14 protein-coding genes are annotated in these 20402 nt (G+C 39.8%); all 14 read left to right on the forward strand.

Going from position 1 to position 20402, the window contains the following annotated elements; translation table 11 throughout:
* Positions 1-44: 44 nt before the first annotated feature.
* The 14 genes from T7867_RS06375 to T7867_RS06440 all read left to right on the forward strand — a co-directional run bounded on the left by T7867_RS06375 (position 45) and on the right by T7867_RS06440 (position 20260).
* Positions 45-3413 (forward strand): DUF4175 family protein, encoded by a 3369-nt coding sequence (locus tag T7867_RS06375; protein WP_068216973.1) that lies wholly within the window; start codon positions 45-47, stop codon positions 3411-3413.
* Between the two features lie 9 nt (positions 3414-3422).
* Positions 3423-3824, forward strand: a complete 402-nt coding sequence (locus T7867_RS06380; protein ID WP_068216975.1) for an ATP-binding protein — start codon at positions 3423-3425, stop codon at positions 3822-3824.
* Positions 3824-4264 carry an rRNA maturation RNase YbeY gene (gene ybeY, locus T7867_RS06385; protein ID WP_068216976.1) on the forward strand — a complete coding sequence of 147 codons (441 nt, stop codon included), beginning with the start codon at positions 3824-3826 and terminating at the stop codon, positions 4262-4264. Before T7867_RS06380 ends, ybeY begins: the two co-directional genes overlap by 1 nt.
* A 74-nt stretch (positions 4265-4338) precedes the next feature.
* The gene (mnmG, locus tag T7867_RS06390; RefSeq protein ID WP_068218463.1) at positions 4339-6204 is read left to right on the forward strand and encodes a tRNA uridine-5-carboxymethylaminomethyl(34) synthesis enzyme MnmG; all 1866 of its coding nucleotides are present in this window, start codon (positions 4339-4341) and stop codon (positions 6202-6204) included.
* Positions 6205-6208: 4 nt separating this feature from the next.
* Entirely contained in the window at positions 6209-7072 is an 864-nt protein-coding gene (locus tag T7867_RS06395) for a class I SAM-dependent methyltransferase (RefSeq protein ID WP_245660206.1), read from the forward strand.
* Positions 7069-8688 carry an Ig-like domain-containing protein gene (locus tag T7867_RS06400; RefSeq protein ID WP_068216978.1) on the forward strand — a complete coding sequence of 540 codons (1620 nt, stop codon included), beginning with the start codon at positions 7069-7071 and terminating at the stop codon, positions 8686-8688. The genes T7867_RS06395 and T7867_RS06400 overlap by 4 nt, the downstream gene beginning before the upstream one ends.
* 352 nt (positions 8689-9040) lie before the next feature.
* On the forward strand, positions 9041-10897 hold the full coding sequence (locus T7867_RS06405; protein ID WP_068218468.1) for a tetratricopeptide repeat protein: 1857 nt from the start codon (positions 9041-9043) through the stop codon (positions 10895-10897).
* A complete protein-coding gene (locus T7867_RS06410; protein WP_068216980.1) occupies positions 10898-11098 on the forward strand; it encodes a hypothetical protein in 201 nt (66 codons plus the stop codon).
* 109 nt (positions 11099-11207) lie between these two features.
* Complete coding sequence (locus T7867_RS06415; RefSeq protein WP_068216983.1) at positions 11208-13874, forward strand: SLBB domain-containing protein; 2667 nt, start codon at positions 11208-11210, stop codon at positions 13872-13874.
* A 104-nt stretch (positions 13875-13978) separates the two neighbouring features.
* Positions 13979-14416, forward strand: a complete 438-nt coding sequence (locus T7867_RS06420) for a MarR family winged helix-turn-helix transcriptional regulator (protein ID WP_068216984.1) — start codon at positions 13979-13981, stop codon at positions 14414-14416.
* A 2-nt stretch (positions 14417-14418) separates the two neighbouring features.
* Entirely contained in the window at positions 14419-16803 is a 2385-nt protein-coding gene (locus T7867_RS06425) for a 3-hydroxyacyl-CoA dehydrogenase/enoyl-CoA hydratase family protein (protein ID WP_068216987.1), read from the forward strand.
* A 30-nt stretch (positions 16804-16833) separates the two neighbouring features.
* A complete protein-coding gene (locus tag T7867_RS06430; RefSeq protein WP_068216989.1) occupies positions 16834-18009 on the forward strand; it encodes an acetyl-CoA C-acyltransferase in 1176 nt (391 codons plus the stop codon).
* A gap of 54 nt (positions 18010-18063) precedes the next feature.
* Entirely contained in the window at positions 18064-18414 is a 351-nt protein-coding gene (locus tag T7867_RS06435; protein WP_068216992.1) for a four helix bundle protein, read from the forward strand.
* Positions 18415-18451: 37 nt separating this feature from the next.
* On the forward strand, positions 18452-20260 hold the full coding sequence (locus tag T7867_RS06440; protein ID WP_068216994.1) for an acyl-CoA dehydrogenase family protein: 1809 nt from the start codon (positions 18452-18454) through the stop codon (positions 20258-20260).
* Positions 20261-20402: the final 142 nt, after the last annotated feature.

Raw genomic sequence — 20402 nt, forward strand, 5'->3', positions numbered from 1 at the left:
TAGAAAGTATTTGCGTAATTACTGTAGACTAAAGAAAGCAGGCTATGGGTTCTAATGAGTCGTTGATAAAGCAGTTAAAGGACTACAAAAGAAAATACTATAAGAATAAAGCCATTAAAGGAGCAATCATTTTGCTCAGCGGCCTTCTTATAGCCTTTCTGTTAATCAATACAATAGAATTCTCCGCTCATCTATCTAAAGTGGGCAGAGCAATTGTTTTCTACACATTTCTCACTGCCCTAATCGTTTCACTTTATTGGTTGGTCATTCGGCATTTAATGGTAATGAGCAACCATGGTAGCCAAATGAGCAATGAAGAAGCCGCAAGGCAAATAGGCAAGCATTTCCCTGAAGTATCTGACAAGTTGCTTAATGTTATTCAGTTAGAACGGCTTTCTGACAGCCAAAGCGAGTTGTTAATTGCTAGTATTCAACAGAAGAGCCTTAAACTACAGCAGATTCCATTTGCAAGCGCAATAGACATTAAGGCCAACAAAAAATACTTTAAGTACTCTTACATTCCGGCATCCATAATTGTCTTACTCTTCATCTTTATACCTCAATTTCTTACAGAAAGCTCCACTAGAATCATCAATTATAACGATGAATTTCTGCCTGAGGCACCCTTTAGCTTTGTTTTAGACAATGATAAACTGTCAGGATTTAAGGATGAGCCTTTTACAATATCAGTAAGTACACAAGGTAGGGCGGTTCCAGAAAATCTATTTGTCTGGATCAATGAAAGAAAAATTAAGGCTATTCAACAAGGCCAAGGCCAATTCCAATATCAGATTTCAAGACTAAAAGAAAACACCACATTCAGGTTAGAGGCCGAAGGATTAGTATCGAGTACTTATGAAATTGAAACCTATCTAAGACCAAGTCTTTCTCTTTTCAGTATCGATCTTAACTATCCTGATTATACCAGAATTGCAGATGAATCTATCAAAAACTCAGGCAACCTAACCATTCCTGAAGGCACTCTGGCCACGTGGAACATTGACGCCTCAAATACGGAAAGTGTAAGTTTCTATTTCCATAACGCTGAAGAACAGTTGAAAGGGGAGAGCACTGGCAAAAACAAGTTCAACCTGTCGCAAACCATTAAAAATGGCGGATCATATTCTGTTCAACTTAAAAATGAGAACAGTACCAACAGAGATTCTTTAAAATTTCAAATAGAAGTAATTAAAGATAGGACTCCGAGTATTGTGCTAGATCAATATCAAGATACCGTGCTTTATAAAAACATAGTATTAGGAGGAAAGATCGAAGACGATTATGGTTTCAGCTCATTGGCAATGCATTATTCTTATGACGGAGAGAAATACGAAAGCTTAAATTTACCGTTCAACCCGGCCACATTAGATCAATCTTATTACTACATATTCAAATTAGACTCTGCAAAAATCAAAGCGGGAGCAGAGCTTACATATTACGTACAAGTATCTGATAATGATGGCGTTAATGGATATAAATCAGCTAAGTCTTCCTCATACAGTTTCAAAATACCTTCTTTAGAAGAGTTAGAAAAAGACATTGAAAAGTCTAGCCAGGCCGTAAAGGAAAACATTGATGAAACACTGAAACAAACTGAAGATTTAAGCAAGAAAATTCGAGAGGCCGATGAAAAGCTGAAAACTAAGAAAGAAATGGATTGGCAAGATGAAAAGCTAATGCAGGAAATCTTGAACCAGAAAGAAGAACTTGCGAAAAAGGTAGATCAGCTGAAAAAGGAAAATCAGCTTAATAATAAAAAACTAGATCAGTTTAAGCCTCAGAACGATGAGGTGAAAAACAAGATGGAGCAGCTGCAAGAGATAATGAACAGCGTGCTAGATGACGAGACCAAAAAACTCTACGATGAACTAAGAGAATTACTAAAACAACAATCTGATATTGAGGAGTTTAGAGAGAAAATGAATGAGTTGAGTGATCAGAGTGGAAACCTAGAAGAGGACCTAGAAAGAACTTTAGAACTCTTCAAAAAACTCCAATTCGATATGGCTTTGCAAGAGAATATTGAGGAATTAGAAAATCAGACTCAACAACAGCAAGAACTGCAAGAAGAAACAGAAAATGGAGAAAAGACAAGCGAAGATCTAGCAAACAAGCAAGAAGAACTCAAGGAAGACTCCAAGAAACTAGAAGAGCAATTAGAAAAGCTGAATGAGTTAAATCAGGAAAGAAAGAATCCTGATCAACTACCTCAAGACGCTAAGGAACAGATAGAAGAGATTCAAGAAGAACAACAAAAAGCTCAAGAAGCCTTAGAAGAAGAAGCGCAGCAAGAGCAATCAGAGTCAGTTGAAGGCGAAGGAGAGCAAAATGAGGAAGGTCAGCAAGAGGAACAATATGAAGGTAATTCTCCTCAAAGTAAAGCCAGTCAATCTCAACAGAGGGCAACCCAGAAAATGCAAGAGCTTAAACAAAGCATGCAAAATATGCAGAACAGCATGCAGATGGAACAACGGTCAGAAGACATGGACAACCTTCGAGATCTTGTCGATAATCTTCTTACCCTCTCTTTCAATCAGGAAGGTTTAATGGATCAATTCAAAGAAATTCGCCAAAGCGACCCTAGGGTTGTGAAGCTTGGTCAAGAGCAATTAAAGCTAAAAGATGATTCACAGATTATACAAGACAGTCTTGTAGCACTTTCGCAACGCGTTTTTGAAATTTCATCCTTCGTTATGAAAGAATTGGATGAAATGAACCGACAAATGGATGGTACTATTGAATCGCTCAAGGAGAAAAGACTCAATGAAGTTATAGGAAAGCAACAGTTTACCATGACTTCCATCAATAACCTGGCACTTCTACTAGATGATGTGCTTCAACAAATGCAACAACAGATGGCTGGCTCAATGAATGGCTCCAAGAAAGGTTCAAAAAGCAATCCAGGTATCAATGGCATGTCAGAACTCCAACAACAGCTTAGCGATCAAATAAAACAGCTTAAAAAGAGCGGAAAAAGCGGAAGAGAACTCTCGGAAGAATTAGCAAAAATGGCAGCTCAACAAGAGAAGCTCAGAAATACCCTAGAAAACTTTGAAACAGGCATGCAGGGAAATAAATTAGGCGAGAAAATTGATAAGCTTATTGAGCAGATGGAGCAAAACGAATGGGACCTGATCAATAAGAACATCACTGACCAAACAATAGAACGTCAGCAAGAGATATTAACTAGAATGTTGGATGCCGAAAACTCTATGAGAGAACGAGGGGAAGATGACGAAAGAGAAGCCAGAACGGCTGAAGATTTTGAGCTTTCCATTCCACAATCGCTTAACGACTATTTGAAAGCTAAAGAAAAGGAAATTGAACTTTTAAAAACTATTCCTGCTAAGCTTAATCCATACTACAAGAAGGAAACCAACAAATACTTCAAAAAGATCAAAGAAAAGAACTGAGCTCACTGAATGAAGAACATTAGTATTGAAATACCTTCTCTCACCGAAAACATCAGAATAGTTGAGAGTTTTATAGACAACGCCAAGGAGAAGTACGAGCTCACTGACGATGTATATGGCAACATTATGATTGCCGTTATAGAATCGGTGAATAACGCCATCCTTCATGGTAACCAGGCAGATAAGCAGAAGAGCGTAAAGCTCAGCGCTGCCCTCTTGGAAGAAGAAATTGTCTTCTCTATAACAGACCAAGGCGTAGGTTTCGATTACAAAAACCTACCAGACCCTACAGCACCAGAGAATGTTCAGAAAATAGGTGGAAGAGGAATATTCTTAATGAAGAACTTAGCCGATGAAATTCAATTCAAGGATGAAGGCCGAACCGTTGAATTAACCTTCTATATAGATTAATGTCATCACAAATCAACTTCTTTGTTGAAGACGTTGAGTTCAAACTCAACCATAAAACAATTATTAGAAAGTGGATTAAATCGATTGTTGAATCACATCAACAGTCGATTGAGGAAATAAACTACATCTTTTGTTCTGATGAGTATTTGCTCAATGTAAACCGTGAATACCTCTATCACGATTATTACACAGACATCATCACCTTCGACAATAGAGAAGCATTAGATGAACCCATTCTCTCTGACATATTCATATCGATTGATAGAGTTAAAGAGAATGCGATTACCGAAGCCACGCATTTCGACAACGAATTGTACAGAGTACTCATCCACGGAGTTCTCCATCTGTTAGGCCAAGCTGACAAAACTGAGGAGCAACAGGTGGCCATGAGAAAAAGCGAAGAAGCTTCCTTATCTTTGCTTCAGATTCCAAAAAAGTAAATGTTCCACGTGAAACTTTAAGATGACTTTTTCACTTATTGTTCCACGTGGAACAGTTGGTTAAAGAACAAGGTATGTATCCAAAGTACGATGTAATAGTAGTTGGTGCTGGGCATGCAGGATGCGAAGCAGCAAACGCAGCTGCCAAAATGGGTTCAAAGGTTTTATTAATAACCATGAACATGAACACCATTGCGCAAATGTCTTGCAACCCAGCAATGGGAGGTGTAGCCAAAGGACAAATAGTTCGTGAAATTGACGCATTAGGCGGAATGTCAGGCATAATATCTGACAAGTCTATGATTCAATTCCGCATGCTTAATAAATCGAAAGGCCCTGCAATGTGGAGCCCTCGAACACAAAACGATCGAATGCGATTTGCTGAAGAGTGGAGGCTCGCTCTAGAGCAGAATCCAAATGTAGACTTTTGGCAAGAAATGGTTACGGGCATTACCTACAGGGATGGAAAAGCTACTGGAGTAAAAACAGGAATGGGAATAGACTTTGAGGCTAAAGCAGTGATACTTACCTCAGGTACATTCCTAAATGGTATCATACATATTGGTGAAAAGCAGTTTGGCGGAGGTAGAACTGGAGAGCATGCCGCTAAAGGTATCACCGAACAACTAGTGCAAATAGGGTTTGAAGCTGGTAGAATGAAAACTGGAACTCCACCAAGAGTTGACGGCCGCTCACTTGATTACTCCAAAATGGAGGAACAAAGGGGAGATGAGCAACCTGAAAAGTTCTCCTTCAGCTCCGAAACCAAGCCATTGACAGAGCAAAGAAGTTGTTTTATCACCTATACCAACCCAGAAGTTCACGAAACCTTAGAGAAAGGATTCGATCGGTCACCAATGTTCAATGGAAGAATTCAGGGTATCGGTCCACGATATTGCCCATCTATAGAAGATAAGATCAACAGGTTTGCAGAACGTAATAGGCATCAGATCTTTGTAGAGCCAGAAGGGTGGAACACTGTAGAAATCTATGTCAATGGTTTCTCAACGTCTCTACCAGAAGACATTCAATATGAGGCTATCAGGAAAATTGACGGCTTCGAAAACGTCAAAATGTTTAGACCGGGTTATGCCATAGAGTATGATTACTTTCCACCAACACAGCTTAACCTGACCCTAGAAACAAAGCTGGTGGAAAATCTATACTTCGCTGGGCAAATCAACGGAACCACAGGTTATGAAGAAGCAGCTTGCCAAGGTCTTATTGCTGGCATAAATGCACACCGCAAAATTCACTCAGAAGATGAATTCACTCTCACTAGGTCCGAAGCATATATAGGTGTGCTTATCGATGATCTCATCAATAAGGGTACTAATGAGCCTTATAGAATGTTCACTAGTAGGGCAGAGCATCGTATACTTCTTAGGCAAGACAATGCTGATTTGAGGCTAACCGAAAGAGGGTTCAATATCGGATTAGCAAGCGAAGATCGCCTTAAGCAAACCAAAGAAAAGCAGAGACAACTCAACCTGCTTATCAATGATCTTCATCAGAAAAAAGTAGATCCAGATATGGCAAATCCAATGTTGGAGTCTCACAATACCGCGGCTATTCAGCACAGAACAACCCTGAATAAACTTGTTAAGAGACCACAGCTCGATATTAATAACCTAAAAGAAATAGGAGAGGATTATGCCACCTACCTCAATAAGTATGACAAGCATATTATTGAGTCAGCTGACATTCACATCAAATATGAAGACTATATCGATAAGGAAATGAAGCTTGCTCAGAAGATGAATGAGCTTGAAAATGTTAAGATTTCAGACAAACTCAACTACTCTGATATCACAGCACTTTCTGCCGAGGGTAGAGAAAAACTCAACAAGATTAAGCCATCCACCTTGGGACAAGCTTCTAGAATCAGTGGAGTTTCTCCTGCCGACATTTCTGTTTTGATGGTTTACATGGGAAGGTAAAACAGTGAAAGAAATAAACGAATGTCCGGTTTGTCAACAAACTAAGTTCAAGGATTACCTTGAGGTAGAAGATCACTTTGGCTCCAAAGAAAGCTTTCAACTAAAGCAGTGTACTAGTTGCGAAACATTAAGTACAAACCCGCAACCAAATGTTGACGAAATAATACCTTACTATAAGTCTAACAATTACATCTCACACGGAGATTCTGTAAATCCTGTATTCGACTTAGCTTATAAAACCGTTCAACGGCAAAATCTACAATACAAGAAAAAGCTGATTGAAAAATATACCCTAGGGAAAAACCTTCTTGATTATGGTTGTGGAGCAGGATCGTTTCCCCATTTCATGCAGTCCAAAGGCTGGCAAGTAACGGGTATAGAGCCAGATGATTCTGCAAAGAATCAGGCGCTAAGCAAAGGGATAGATGTTATTGAACTAAGTAATCTAAAGAGAGAATTTGATTGCATAAGTTTATTCCATGTACTCGAGCATGTTCATGACTTAGATACGACACTGAACAAACTTATCAGTCATTTATCCAAAAACGGAGTACTGGTGCTGGCCTTACCCAACTACCAATCATATGACGCCAAGCACTATCTAAATCATTGGGCAGGCTATGATGTTCCTAGGCATCTATACCACTTCAATCAGAAAAGTATGTTTAGCCTAGCAAAGAGATTTGGTTTGAATATTGTTTCAACACATCCTTTAAAGTTCGATAGCTATTATGTGAGCATCTTATCAGAAAAATATAAGAATGGTAAGAGCAATCTGTTCAATGCATTTCGAATTGGATATAAGTCTAATTCCAAAGCAAAACGCACTAAGGAATACAGTAGCCTTATTTACATACTGAGCAAATGAGAAAAAGCATCCCATTCATAATTCTAGCCCTAATCAGTTTCATAGTGGGCTGTGCAAATATCAGTACACCACAAGGTGGACCAGAAGACGAAACCCCACCAGTACTTTTGAGCTCAGTCCCAGAACAAGGTCAAACTAATTATCAAGGTCAGAGTATATTCTTAACCTTTGATGAATGGGTAAACACCAAGAACATTGAGACCGATATTATTATTACTCCCCGTGTTACTGGATCATTTAAGACAAGAGTAAAGAAGAACACCGTTGAGCTTTCATTCTTTGAACCGTTTCGTGAAAACACCACTTATTCAGTAGGCTTTGGATCTACCATTCAGGATATAACAAACAATAATCCCGCACAGAATCTAAACCTTAGTTTCTCAACAGGGGCTTACATAGATTCATTGACTATTTCTGGCAATGTTAAAACACTCTTAGATCAAGAGCCGGCAGAAGATGCCCTAGTCGCCCTATACTTTGCCAATGATTCAACCGACATACTTAATGGTGTAGCCTCATACTTTAGTATCACAGATACATTGGGCAATTATAAGTTCGTAAATCTACCTGCAGGAGATTACCGGTTATATGCCACCAACGATAAAAACAATAATAATAAAGCAGACTCCAAAGATGAGAAGTACGGTTTCTACCCAGATACATTACAGCTGAATTCTAACCTAGAAGGTATAAACCTCACCATACAAAATTTGAATACCACAGAACTCAGAAAGCTTTCATCAAGGCACTTCGGAGCCTATTACGACATAACATTCAATAAACAACTTACTGACTTTCAATTAGTTAATAACGAAAATCTATCTTTTCAACCCGTAGGAGATGACAAAATCCGATTCTATAGAAATGGTAGAAATTATGGAGATACCCTAAACTTAATCTATCAGGCCACTGACTCTTTAGAATATGTCTTACAGGACACTGTAAAGCTCTATTTTACAGATTCTAAAGTTGAAAAAGCCGATTTCACCATCTCCACAGTACCAAACAGATCGCAAGCCTTACCTGGCGATACCTTAGTTTTTGAGTTTAGCAAGCCATTAACAGACTACAACCTGGATAGCATTAACATTACTATAGACAGTACTCAAACAATTGACCTGAACAGCGATGCCTTCAAGTTCAATCAATATCGAACCGAGCTAAATACGGGTATTACACTAACTGAACTCCTCACCAGACAGAATCCTCAGATGAATATCTATACAGGTAGGGGAGCATTTATCTCAGCAGATGGAGATAGTTCAAAGGTTATAGAAAAAGCCTACAACTTCACGGAATCCAGTGAAACAGCATCCATCACAGGAAAGGTAACTACTGATGCACCTAACATTATTGTTCAGCTGTTGAGCGCATCTAATAAAGCTGTAGTAAGAGAATCATACTCAAAAGATTTTAGCTTTCAATATCTACCAGCGGGCAGGTATATGGTAAGAGTTATTGACGATAGAAATGGAAACAGAAAGTTAGATATTGGCAACATGCTAACACAAGAATTACCAGAAGATATTCACTACTACTTCGACTCATACTATCAAACCAAGGTTATCGAAGTAAGGAAAAACTGGGAGAATACAGATACCAACATCAGTTTCTAACTTGTGAATAACTCCTTTTCATGATGTGGATTTCCCCAAAACTATACACCAACACAATCCACATCATGAGTTTTACCACCAAACTTGAATTCCATTCACATAATATCCTTAACTCATCCACATCGGTCTCAGTAAGCTAACATATTCACAAAAAACACACGTTATCAACAAAGTTTTATAACTCATTGAAAATCTATAAAATACAAGACGATAAAATGTGAATAACGATCATTTCATTAACGCATCACTAACAACCCACATGGATAAGTTGAATAACTTGAGTTATCCACTTTTACACAGGCCTAATAGAAATGATAAAAAATTATTTAATATTTAATTTAATATAATGGGTATGTGGAAACTGTTAATAAGTCTGAAAAAGCCTCTTGTCATCCTTCTCATCTTGTTTGCCACATTTTCCAATGTAAAGGCTCAATCGAGTGATCCAGTAAAAATTGCAGAAGAGTATTTGAGCCAAGGAGATGTTGACAAAGCTCGAAGCGAATTTGAGAAGCTTGCCAAAAGTCGAGAGTACATTCCCAGAATTCACGAATCTTATTTTAAACTCCTACTTGCTGAAAAGGAGTTCGGTGCTGCAGAGAAATATCTCAAATCTGTTTTAAGGCAAATGAAAGGCAATTTCAGGTATGCCATAGATATGGGAGTTTTATATCGAACCATGGGTGAAGATGATAAAGCTGATAAATACATAGATGAGCTTACAGACGAGATCATGGAAGATAGTGATCCGAGTATCAAAATGAACAATATCCGAATTTTAGCTCAATTACTATTTGAAAAGAATTTTAGAGATAAAGCTATCGATGCTTACAAGAAGGGTAGAAGCAGTGTTAAGAGTAATGATCTCTTTGCCCTAGACTTAGCTTCGGTTTATCGGGTACTGAATGAAAAGGAAAATATGGTCACAGAGTACCTTAATTTTTCTAAGTCTAACCCTAGAAATATAGGCTTCATTAAAAACTCATTTCAGAGGTATCTCATAGAACCAACAGATATGGACACCCTAGAAATTGTGTTGTATGACTTTATTCAGAAAGAGGCTGGAAATCCTGTTTTCAATGAGCTATTAGTTTGGACTCATTTGCAACAGAAGAATTTTTCTGCTGCCTTACGGCAGGCTAGAGCCCTAGACAGAAGACTGGCTAATAACGCTCAAAATATTTTGGAGGTGGGCATGGTATCTTTCGAGAACAAAGATTTTAAAACAGCCACACAAGCCTTCGGATTCATTACCTCAGATTTTCGAGAAAGTCCGAATATCCGATTAGCCGAGCGCTACTCCCTTTTAGCCGAAGAAGAAGTTGTGAAAACAACATACCCTGTAGATACAGCTGCGGTGAGAAAACTGATAGAAAAGTATAAGACCTACCAAGAAAACTCTCGAGATATCTATTCGGCCATGGAGGCTCAAAGAAGAATAGCCCTTTTACAGGCCTTTCAGCTTAACGAAATAGTTCAAGCTATATCAACCCTTCAGAACCTGTTAGAAAATCCTGTAGGCAAGCACAGAGTGGTTGCAGAGGCTAAGATGGACCTGGCAGACATATACCTATTGGATGAACAGCCTTGGGAATCCATTTTATTATATGGCCAGGTAGAAAGAATGTTTAAGGATGAACCCTTAGGTTATACAGCTAAACTTAAAAGTGCTAAGCTTTCATACTTCAAAGGGGAGTTTGACCTTGCTCAGAGTCATTTAGACATTCTTAAGTTGGCCACTTCTAGAGAAATAGCCAATGATGCCCTAGATCTTAGCATTCTCATAAAGAACAATACGGTCTTTGATACCACCAACTTAGTAATGCAAGAATATGCCAATATTGAACTCATGATTTTTCAAAATCAGAAGCAAGAAGCTTTGGTGGCAATGGACTCAATGCTTACCAAACACAATGGCCACTCTATTTGCGATGAGGTATTATATCTAAAGGCTCAAACCTTGAGGGAATTAGGTAGGTTTGAATTGGCTTTAGAACCTCTCCAACAAATCGGTGAATTGTATGACTATGATATTCTGGCCGATGATGCTTTGTACTTATCAGGAATTATTCTGCAAGAAGATCTGGATCGTGAGGAAGAAGCAATGAATATTTATTCAAATTTGCTCACCAAATTTAAAGGAAGCATTTATGTGGCTGAGGCGCGTAATAGGTTCCGGGAACTACGTGGAGATTTTAATAATCAATGAATGGCTAAGTCTTTCAACAACTTAAGGGTCGGAAAAAAATTCAGATTGACTAATTTCGGGGAAGAATATGAATTTGTGATCGAAGAAATTATGGCAGATGGAGATTGCCAATTGAAAGACATAAATACTCTAGAAAAATACAGGCTTTTCGACTTGATCTCTTTCGGCAAAGGCGGTGATTTTGAGATCGAATCTCTTTAAATTCAAGTTATTCTTTCATTAATTCCAATCTATTTATTCCTTATCAATCAAGGTTTTAATACCTTGCCAAACCTCAACTAGGGAAGACCCAACCAAATAGAACGGAAAGATGCGTTTTAACCGAACCAGCATTATAATTTTTTATGGTTTAACCCTATTGGCTGCGCCTAGTTTATTGTACGCTCAGTCAGAGCAACAAATAAAGCAAGAGCTAGAAAAAAGAGGGATTGACACCTACGAAGAAGTTCAGGCAGAATTAAGAAAAAGAGGTATGTCCGAAGCAGATGCTCGAAGACAAGCCAGACTCTACGGCATCAATTACGATGAGTACCTAAACAAATACATCTTAAGCAAAGAATCCGAAAATAGTCAGCCTGAGGCTATCACCACAATTGAATTAGATACGGTCGATTATACTACCGAAATCAGTGACAGGTCTGATCAAATAGTTGAGCAGAACCCAACTGAACAGAAGAGTGATGGCCTACCATATTTTGGTTACGATGTTTTCAATACTAACCCATACGCCAGTCAGCAAGGTCTTGTGGGAAATATAGACCCTGGTTATATCATTGGCCCAGGTGATGAACTGAGAGTTTACCTTTGGGGAGAGGCCGAATTTCAATTCGAAGGGAAAGTTGATATCAACGGAAATCTATTCATTCCTAATGTAGGGCAGGTATTCGTATCTGGTACTTCATACAGCAATTTACACGAACGTATGAAGCAATACCTTTCTAGATTCTACTCTGGTCTTACTAAAAATCCGGCAGCTATATTTTTAGATGTCTCTCTTACTAAGTTGAGACCAATTCGAATAGTGGTTATGGGCGAGTCGAAGAATCCAGGTTCGTTACTCATCAATTCTTTTGCAACCACCTTGAATTCCCTTTATGCATCTGGTGGAATTAAAACCTCAGGCTCATTAAGGGAAATTAAAGTATTCAGAAATAACAAATTTGTCTCAACAATAGACCTTTACGATTACCTGATTAAAGGTGCAGTATCTGAAGATCTTCGCCTAATGAGTAACGATGTGATATTTATTCAGAGCAGACTCAACAGCATTTCTATTCAAGGGGAGGTAAACCGAGAAGGTATTTATGAACTTAAAGGGAACGAAGGATTAATAGATCTCATCGGTTTTGCTGGTGGGCTTAAACCTACAGCCCATACCCAGTCGGTTACCATCAAAAGAATTAGGCCTGTGATTGGAAGGCCAAACACAAGCTTCGATCGAGAGATAATCACTCTAGATTATAATGACCTCTTAGTACAAGGGGTGAATTTTACACTTCAGGATGGTGATGAAATCGTCTTCAATAAAGTCTTAGATAAGTTTGATAACCTCGTAACAGTATCTGGATCAGTTTTCAGGCCAGGTGAATATGAGTACAAAGAAGGAATGTCTGTTGGTGATTTACTTCAGCTTGCAGGTGGGCTTCGACCTAATACCTACTTCGAAAAGGTTGATTTATTCAGAAGAGATAGAACAGGTGAACTCAAGTTTCAGTCTTATAATCTTACAGAGGTTTTAGAACCATCGAATAGACAAGATATTCTCTTACAGGCCGATGACTCTTTGAAGGTTTACAATGACGAAGAACTGAAGAATTTAGAAACTGTTTCGATTGAAGGTTTTTTGTCGGAACCTAGAACCGTACTTTGGAGAGAAAACCTTACGCTTTACGATTTAATCTTCATGTCTGCCAATGTCGAAGATTTAGAATATCAAAATAGAATCTTAACAAGCAGAGCAGATCTTCTGAGGTTTCAAGCTGGGAAAACAGAATACCAAGTTGTACCATTCAATTTGGATAATGTGCTGGACAAAAAGTTCAATGCTGTACTTAGGCCAAAAGATAGGGTAATCCTTTATAGCAGAGATATAAATGAAGTACTAGACCAGTATGTAACTATTCGGGGTGCAGTAAAAAATGGAGGTAGGTACACTTTGACTGATAGCATGACTGTTGAAGATCTTATCCTCCAAGCAGGAGGCTTTGTTCGAACTGCATTTAGAGATTCCGTAACAGTAACACGAGAAAATTTCGACTTCAGCGGCAATCTTATCGCTAACATAAAGCGCGTGCCTACCGACATGAATTATCTCCTAGGCCAAAGCAGTGAGTCTCAAAATCAATACTATTTAAGCCATAATGATAACATTACTGTCGACTTAATTCCAGGGTCTAGTGAAGCAAGAGAAATTAAGCTTACGGGTGAGGTGAAATTTCCTGGAAGTTACTTTCTAGAAAGTAAAAATGAAACGCTCAAAGAAGTGCTTACCAGAGCTGGAGGAGTTTCTCCCAATGCATATTTGCCTGGAGCAAAGTTTTATAGAAATGGCCAACAGCTAGCTTTATCTTTAGATGATTTACTCAACAAGCAAAACGAAAGCTTCAACATTACGCTTCAACCTAACGATAGCCTTTATATACCTGAAGCATTCTATACAGTAAGAGTTGAAGGTGAAGTTCATAATCCATCTCTACAGAAATATCAGCCTAATCAAAGCGTGCGTGGTTACATCAAACACGCAGGTGGAAAAACTAGAAATGGACAAAAGATTTTTATCACCAATGCCAATGGTTTTACCCAAAGGGTTGGTTGGTTCAGAAACCCTAAAGTTTTGGATGGGTCGGTCATTACCGTTGCAGCTAAGCCACCTAAGGAGCCAATAGAACCAGGAAAGTTCCTAGAAAACTTTGGCACTGTAGCAGCAATTGTTAGTTCCACGTTAACCACCATTTTCTTAGTTCAGAGACTTGATTAGTTAGACGCTTCATTGTTAACTCTCAGTTAAACTATAATTCTTCTGAAAAAATAGTATGCATGCATAACAAATTTTTTCTAACTTCGTAAGCCTCACAAGAGAATATGAAGAGAGAAGAAACCGTAGATCACCATATAAAAACTTGCTGGCACGCTATATACAGAATGTATAACCAAGAAGCAGCCAAGCATAATAGCACAACATCACAAGCTTTTGTGGTATTGAACATCGATCCGGTTAATGGTACACCAGCAACTAAAATTGCACCATTGATGGGATTAGAATCTAGAAGCTTAACTAGAATGCTCAAGAGTATGGAAGAGATGGGCGTGATTTACAAGGAAAAAGACCCGACAGACGGTAGGTCTGTACGCATTTTCCTTACCGACCTAGGAAAGGAAAAGCGAAGAGTATCTAAAGAAACCGTTATCCAATTTAATGATGCAGTACGTCAAACGATTGCACCAGAAAAGCTGGAAGCATTCTTTGAAGTTACTTCCAAGATTAATCAAATCGTTGAATCGAAAAATATATTCAAATAAGCATGAAACGAGCTATTAAAAAAGTTGCAGTACTAGGTTCAGGTGTCATGGGCTCTAGAATTGCATGCCATTTTGCCAACATTGGTGTGGAAGTGCTCTTGCTCGATATCGTTCCTAGAGGTTTGCCAGAAGACCAAAAGTCTAACAAGGCAGCTCGAAACAAAATTGTGAACGATGCGCTAGCTTTTGCATTGAAATCCAAACCATCTCCTATCTATGACAAGAAGTTTGCTTCGCTGATTAGCACTGGCAACTTTGAAGATGACATGCCTAAAATTAAGGATGTCGACTGGATCATTGAGGTGGTTGTAGAACGATTAGACATTAAGAAAATCGTTTTTGAACAGGTTGAAAAATATAGAAAACCTGGAACACTTATTACATCAAATACCTCAGGTATTCCTATGCACATGATGTGCGAGGGTAGAAGTGAAGATTTCCAGAAGCATTTCTGTGGAACTCACTTTTTTAACCCACCAAGATATTTGAGGTTGTTAGAAATCATTCCTGGCCCGAAAACCGATCAGGACATCATCGATTTCTTGATGCACTACGGAGACCTTTACTTGGGTAAGGAGACTGTATTGTGTAAAGACACACCGGCATTTATCGCTAACCGTATCGGCATTTACGCCATCATGTCGGCCATGCATACTATTGAAGACATGGGCTTAACTGTTGGTGAGGTAGACAGAATGACTGGACCGCTGATTGGCCGTGCCAAGTCTGCCACCTTCCGTACTATGGATGTGGTTGGTTTGGACACTACGGTGAATGTAGCGAACAATCTATATGCTGGCCTTCCAAACGATGAGTCTAAGGAGACTTTCAAACTGCCTAACATTGTTAAGGAAGTTCATGAAAAAGGCTGGTTCGGTGATAAGTCTGGACAAGGCTACTTTAAAAAGACAAAAGACAAAGACGGGAAGAAAGAGATTCTTGAGCTCGATCTGAAAACCTTTGAGTATGGCCCTAGAACTAGAGCTAATTTCAAAGCGCTTGAAGCAGTTAAGGACGAAGAGGATCTCAAGAATCGAATAGTTAAGTTGGTCAACTTTGATGATAAAGCTGGAGAGTTCTATCGCAGAACCTTCTTCGATACCTTCAAATATGTTTCATACCGAATTCCTGAAATCTCTGATGAGCTTTATCGAATAGATCAAGCAGTCTGTGCAGGTTTCGCATGGAAAATGGGACCTTTCGATACTTGGGATTTGCTCGGTACCAAAAAGGTAGTAGAGCAAATGGAAGGTATGGATATGAAGCCAGCCGACTGGGTTTACGAAATGCTTGATGCCGGAAACGACTCGTTCTACAAAATTGAAAACGGCATTAAGAAATATTACGACATTCCTTCTAAGTCGTACAAAACTATTCCAGGTACTGAAGACTTGGTGATTCTCGAAAATATTCGAGAAACTCATAAAGTTTGGGGCAATGCAGGGGCTTCACTTTTCGATATTGGTGATGGTGTGCTTTGTCTTGAGTTCCACACGAAAATGAATGCCATTGGGCAGGAAATTATCGAAGGAATTGAAACGGCCATTGCCATGGCTGAGAAAGACTATAAAGGTCTGGTGATTGGAAATGAAGGCGACAACTTCTCTGCTGGCGCCAACTTAGCCATGTTATTCATGTTTGCAGGCGATCAGGAATTCGATGAAGTAAACCTGATGGTTGCGCAATTCCAGAATACCATGAAGCGTGCGAAGTTCTCATCTATTCCGGTAGTAGCTGCGCCTGCGGGCCTTACACTGGGCGGTGGCTGCGAACTTTCACTGCATTGTGATGCTATTCAAGCCCATGCCGAAACCTACATTGGATTGGTTGAGGTAGGTGTTGGTCTGATTCCTGGTGGAGGCGGAACCAAAGAACTTACTCTTCGTGTAGCAGATTCTCTAACTGCAGGTGATCCCGAATTGAACAGATTACAGGAAGCCTTTATGAACATAGCGACTGCAAAAGTGGCTACTTCTGCAGAGGAGGCGAGAGCAATGAGCATTCTTCGTCCGCAAGATGGCGTGACTTTAAACAGAAGTCGTTTGCTTACCGATGCAAAAGCTAAAGTTCTAGAACTGCACGAGGCTGGTTATACGCAGCCTGTGGAAAGAACGGATATCAAGGTTCATGGCCAGGTTGGTTTAGCAAACTTCCATGCCGGAATTAACGGTATGCTACTCGGAAACTACATTTCTGAGCACGATGCGAAGATTGCTAAGAAGCTAGCGTGGATCATGTGTGGTGGTGACCTTACTGCTCCGCAAGAAGTATCGGAACAATACCTACTCGATTTGGAGCGACAAATGTTTGTCGAATTAACGGCTGAGCCAAAGACACTGGAGAGAATCCATAGTATTTTATTCAAAGGCAAACCGTTGCGCAATTAATCATTGAACATTCAAAATTGAACATTAATTATGGACGCATATATAGTTGCAGGATATAGAACAGCAGTAGGTCGAGGTAAGCGAAGCGTTTTGAAAAGCGTACGCCCAGATGATATGGCTGCTGACGTAATAAAACATTTGGTCTCAAAAGTTGACGGATTCGATCCGACAAGAGTGGATGACCTGATTGTAGGAAATGCTGTTCCGGAAGCGGAGCAAGGCATGCAAATGGGTCGAATGATCTCTTTGCTTTCATTACCAATCGGAGTTCCGGGAATGATCGTGAACCGATACTGTGGCTCAGGTTTGGAAGCCATTGCTTTGGCCTCTTCCCGAATTCATGCCGGTACTGCCGACTGCATTATTGCAGGTGGAACAGAGTCTATGAGCATGGTGCCTGTTATGGGTTATAAAACAGCTTTGAACTACAAACTAGCCACTGAGCACAGCGATTATTACTTGAGCATGGGCCTAACGGCTGAACAAGTAGCTAAAGAATTCAACATCACCAGAGACGAAGCCGATCAGTTTGCTTTAGAGTCGCACCAAAAAGCGATTAAAGCACAAGAAGCTGGCCTTTTTGATGATGAAATTGTGCCAATCAACGTAACTGAAAAGTTTGTAGATGCATCAGGCAAAATGGCTGAGAAATCTTACACGGTAGACAAAGACGAAGGACCAAGAGCAGATACATCTTTAGATGTGTTGGCAGGACTTCGACCTGTGTTTGCTCAAGGCGGGCAAGTAACGGCTGGTAACTCTTCTCCAGTTTCTGATGGTGCCTCATTCGTGATGGTGATGTCAGAAAGAATGGTGAAGGAATTAAACCTCGAGCCAATTGCCAGAATGGTGACTTACACTGCCATGGGTGTTCACCCAAGAATTATGGGTATTGGTCCAGTAGAGGCAGTGCCAAAAGCATTAAAGCAAGCAGGTTTGAAACAGTCAGACTTAGACTTGATCGAACTAAACGAGGCTTTCGCAGCGCAGTCATTAGCTGTTATCAAAGAACTCGACTTCGACAGAAGCAAACTAAACGTCAATGGTGGAGCCATTGCTTTGGGTCACCCGCTAGGTTGCTCAGGTGCTAAGCTTTCCGTTCAGCTCTTCAATGAAATGAGAAGACGTAAATCCAAATACGGCATGGTAACCGCCTGTGTTGGTGGTGGCCAAGGTGTTGCGGGGATATATGAGTTCCTCAATTAGTATTGAGTAGTAGGTCTTGAGATATGAGACCCTTTAACATCAATTAAACACACAATGAATAATTACAAAGAGTTAAAGGTATGGCAGATGGCCATAGATATAGCAGAAGCAGTATATCAACTGACTTCCAGCTTTCCTAGTGAAGAAAAGTATGGTTTAATAAGTCAATTGAGAAGAGCCTCAGTTTCGGTGGCTTCTAATATTGCAGAAGGTGCTGGTAGAAATACGAATGGAGAATTTCGCCAGATGTTAGGTATTGCCTATGGTTCGCTTTGTGAAGTTGAGACCCAACTGATATTGGCGAATCGCTTTAATATGATTAGTGAAGAACAATTAGAAAAACAGAGTATTCAGGTAGGCTCTCTTCAAAAGATGCTCTACAACTTAATTAAGAAACTGGGCTAGCTCAATACTCAATACCCAAGACTAAATACTTAAAAACATGAGTGTTTTGACAGACAAAAAATCAATCAAAGGCGGTGAGTTCATCGTCAGAGAAACAGAAGCAAACGAAGTCTTTATTCCAGAAGAGTTTTCTGAGGAACAGAAGATGATGGCGCAAGCGTGCCAGGACTTTATCGACACGGAGATTACTCCAAGGGCAGAGGAAATAGATTCAATGAAAGACCCGAATCTAGTACCTAATATTTTCAAGAAGGCTGGCGAATTAGGTCTTTTAGGAATTTCAGTTCCTGAGCAATATGGTGGAATGGGTATGAGCTTCAACACCAGTATGTTGATCGCTGATATCATTGGTGCAGCAGGTTCATTTTCTACTACTTACGGAGCGCACACGGGTATCGGTACTTTGCCAATTCTGTACTACGGAAACGATGAGCAGAAGCAAAAGTATTTGCCAAAACTAGCTACTGGTGAGTGGGCGGCTTGCTACTGCTTAACTGAACCAGATGCTGGTTCTGATGCCAATTCTGGTAAAACCAAAGCGGTGCTTTCAGAAGATGGAAGTCATTACAAGATCACCGGACAGAAAATGTGGATCTCCAATGCAGGCTTTGCGGATATCTTCATTGTGTTTGCTAAGATCGAAGATGACAAAAACCTTACTGCTTTTATCGTAGAGAAAGGTTTTGGTGGTATTACTATGAATGAGGAAGAGAAGAAGATGGGTATCAAAGGCTCTTCTACTCGTCAAGTATTCTTCAACGACTGTGAAGTTCCTGCAGAAAACATGCTTTCTGAAAGAGGCAACGGATTCAAAATTGCGGTGAACATCCTGAACATTGGTCGTGTGAAATTGGGAGCTGGAGTATTAGGCGGTTGTAGAACTGTAATCTCTCAGGCTGCTAACTACTCTAATGAGCGTAAGCAGTTTGGTGTGTCTATTTCAAGCTTCGGTGCTATAAAAGGCAAGTTGGCTGAAATGGCAACTAGAACTTATGTAACCGAGTCGCTTGACTACCGTGCTGGCCAAAACATTGAAGATAAAATCAATGACCTGATTGCCGATGGTATGGACGAAACCAAAGCCAAGCTAAAAGGAGTTGAGCAATTCGCTATAGAATGTGCTATCGCGAAAATTCATAGTTCAGAAGTGCTAGATTATGTGGTAGATGAAGGCGTTCAGGTATATGGTGGTATGGGCTTCTCAGCAGATGCGCCAATGGAAAGAGCTTACCGTGATGCTCGTATTGCTAGAATTTACGAAGGTACCAACGAGATCAACCGTATGTTGATGGTAGGTATGCTTTTGAAGCGTGCCATGAAAGGCGAAATTGATATCTACGGACCAGCAATGGACGTGTCTAAGGAGCTGACTTCTGTACCTACTTTCTCAACCATCGATAAGTCTGTGCTTTTTGCAGGTGAGAAAGAAGTGATCAAGAACTTGAAGAAGGTGTTCTTGATGGTAGGCGGAAAAGCTGCTATGGCACTGCAAGACAAGATTGAAGATGAGCAGGAAGTAATGATGAATCTTGCCGATATCTTAATCGAAGTTTATGCTTGCGAATCTGCTATGCTAAGAACAGAAAAGCTGGTAAGTCAAAGAGGCGAGGAGGCATGTGCCGATCAAATTGCTATGACGCAGATTTATATGGCTGGTGCGATTGATAAAATTATTTCTGCTGCGAAAGAAGCTATCGGTTCATTTACTAAAGGCGATGAGCAAAAAGTTATGCTGATGGGTCTTAAGCGATTCACTAAAATGGATCTGGTGAACGTAAAAGAGCTTCGCAGACAGGTAGCTGATACAATTATCTCAAAAGGTAAGTTTCCTTATTTCTTTGGATAACCCCTCCGGTCTTCGACCACCTCCCCTTGAAAGGGGGAGGACTTAGTTAAAACTCAAGCTAACTTTCTCGCAAGAGAGGGTTGGCTTTTTTTATGGTCTCCGTCATTCTAAGGGAGAACATTTCTCCTTAGAGAAATAGTCG

Origin of the sequence: Roseivirga spongicola (assembly GCF_034376045.1) — a bacterium.
In the GTDB taxonomy this organism is placed as follows: domain Bacteria; phylum Bacteroidota; class Bacteroidia; order Cytophagales; family Cyclobacteriaceae; genus Roseivirga; species Roseivirga spongicola.

Excerpts from the sequence above, each read along its gene's own strand:
- T7867_RS06375 (WP_068216973.1), top strand. The coding sequence starts at position 45 with ATGGGTTCTAATGAGTCGTTGATAAAGCAGTTAAAGGACTACAAAAGA.
- T7867_RS06380 (WP_068216975.1), top strand. The coding sequence starts at position 3,423 with ATGAAGAACATTAGTATTGAAATACCTTCTCTCACCGAAAACATCAGA.
- ybeY (WP_068216976.1), top strand. The coding sequence starts at position 3,824 with ATGTCATCACAAATCAACTTCTTTGTTGAAGACGTTGAGTTCAAACTC.
- mnmG (WP_068218463.1), top strand. The coding sequence starts at position 4,339 with ATGTATCCAAAGTACGATGTAATAGTAGTTGGTGCTGGGCATGCAGGA.
- T7867_RS06400 (WP_068216978.1), top strand. The coding sequence starts at position 7,069 with ATGAGAAAAAGCATCCCATTCATAATTCTAGCCCTAATCAGTTTCATA.
- T7867_RS06405 (WP_068218468.1), top strand. The coding sequence starts at position 9,041 with ATGTGGAAACTGTTAATAAGTCTGAAAAAGCCTCTTGTCATCCTTCTC.
- T7867_RS06410 (WP_068216980.1), top strand. The coding sequence starts at position 10,898 with ATGGCTAAGTCTTTCAACAACTTAAGGGTCGGAAAAAAATTCAGATTG.
- T7867_RS06415 (WP_068216983.1), top strand. The coding sequence starts at position 11,208 with ATGCGTTTTAACCGAACCAGCATTATAATTTTTTATGGTTTAACCCTA.
- T7867_RS06420 (WP_068216984.1), top strand. The coding sequence starts at position 13,979 with ATGAAGAGAGAAGAAACCGTAGATCACCATATAAAAACTTGCTGGCAC.
- T7867_RS06425 (WP_068216987.1), top strand. The coding sequence starts at position 14,419 with ATGAAACGAGCTATTAAAAAAGTTGCAGTACTAGGTTCAGGTGTCATG.
- T7867_RS06430 (WP_068216989.1), top strand. The coding sequence starts at position 16,834 with ATGGACGCATATATAGTTGCAGGATATAGAACAGCAGTAGGTCGAGGT.
- T7867_RS06435 (WP_068216992.1), top strand. The coding sequence starts at position 18,064 with ATGAATAATTACAAAGAGTTAAAGGTATGGCAGATGGCCATAGATATA.
- T7867_RS06440 (WP_068216994.1), top strand. The coding sequence starts at position 18,452 with ATGAGTGTTTTGACAGACAAAAAATCAATCAAAGGCGGTGAGTTCATC.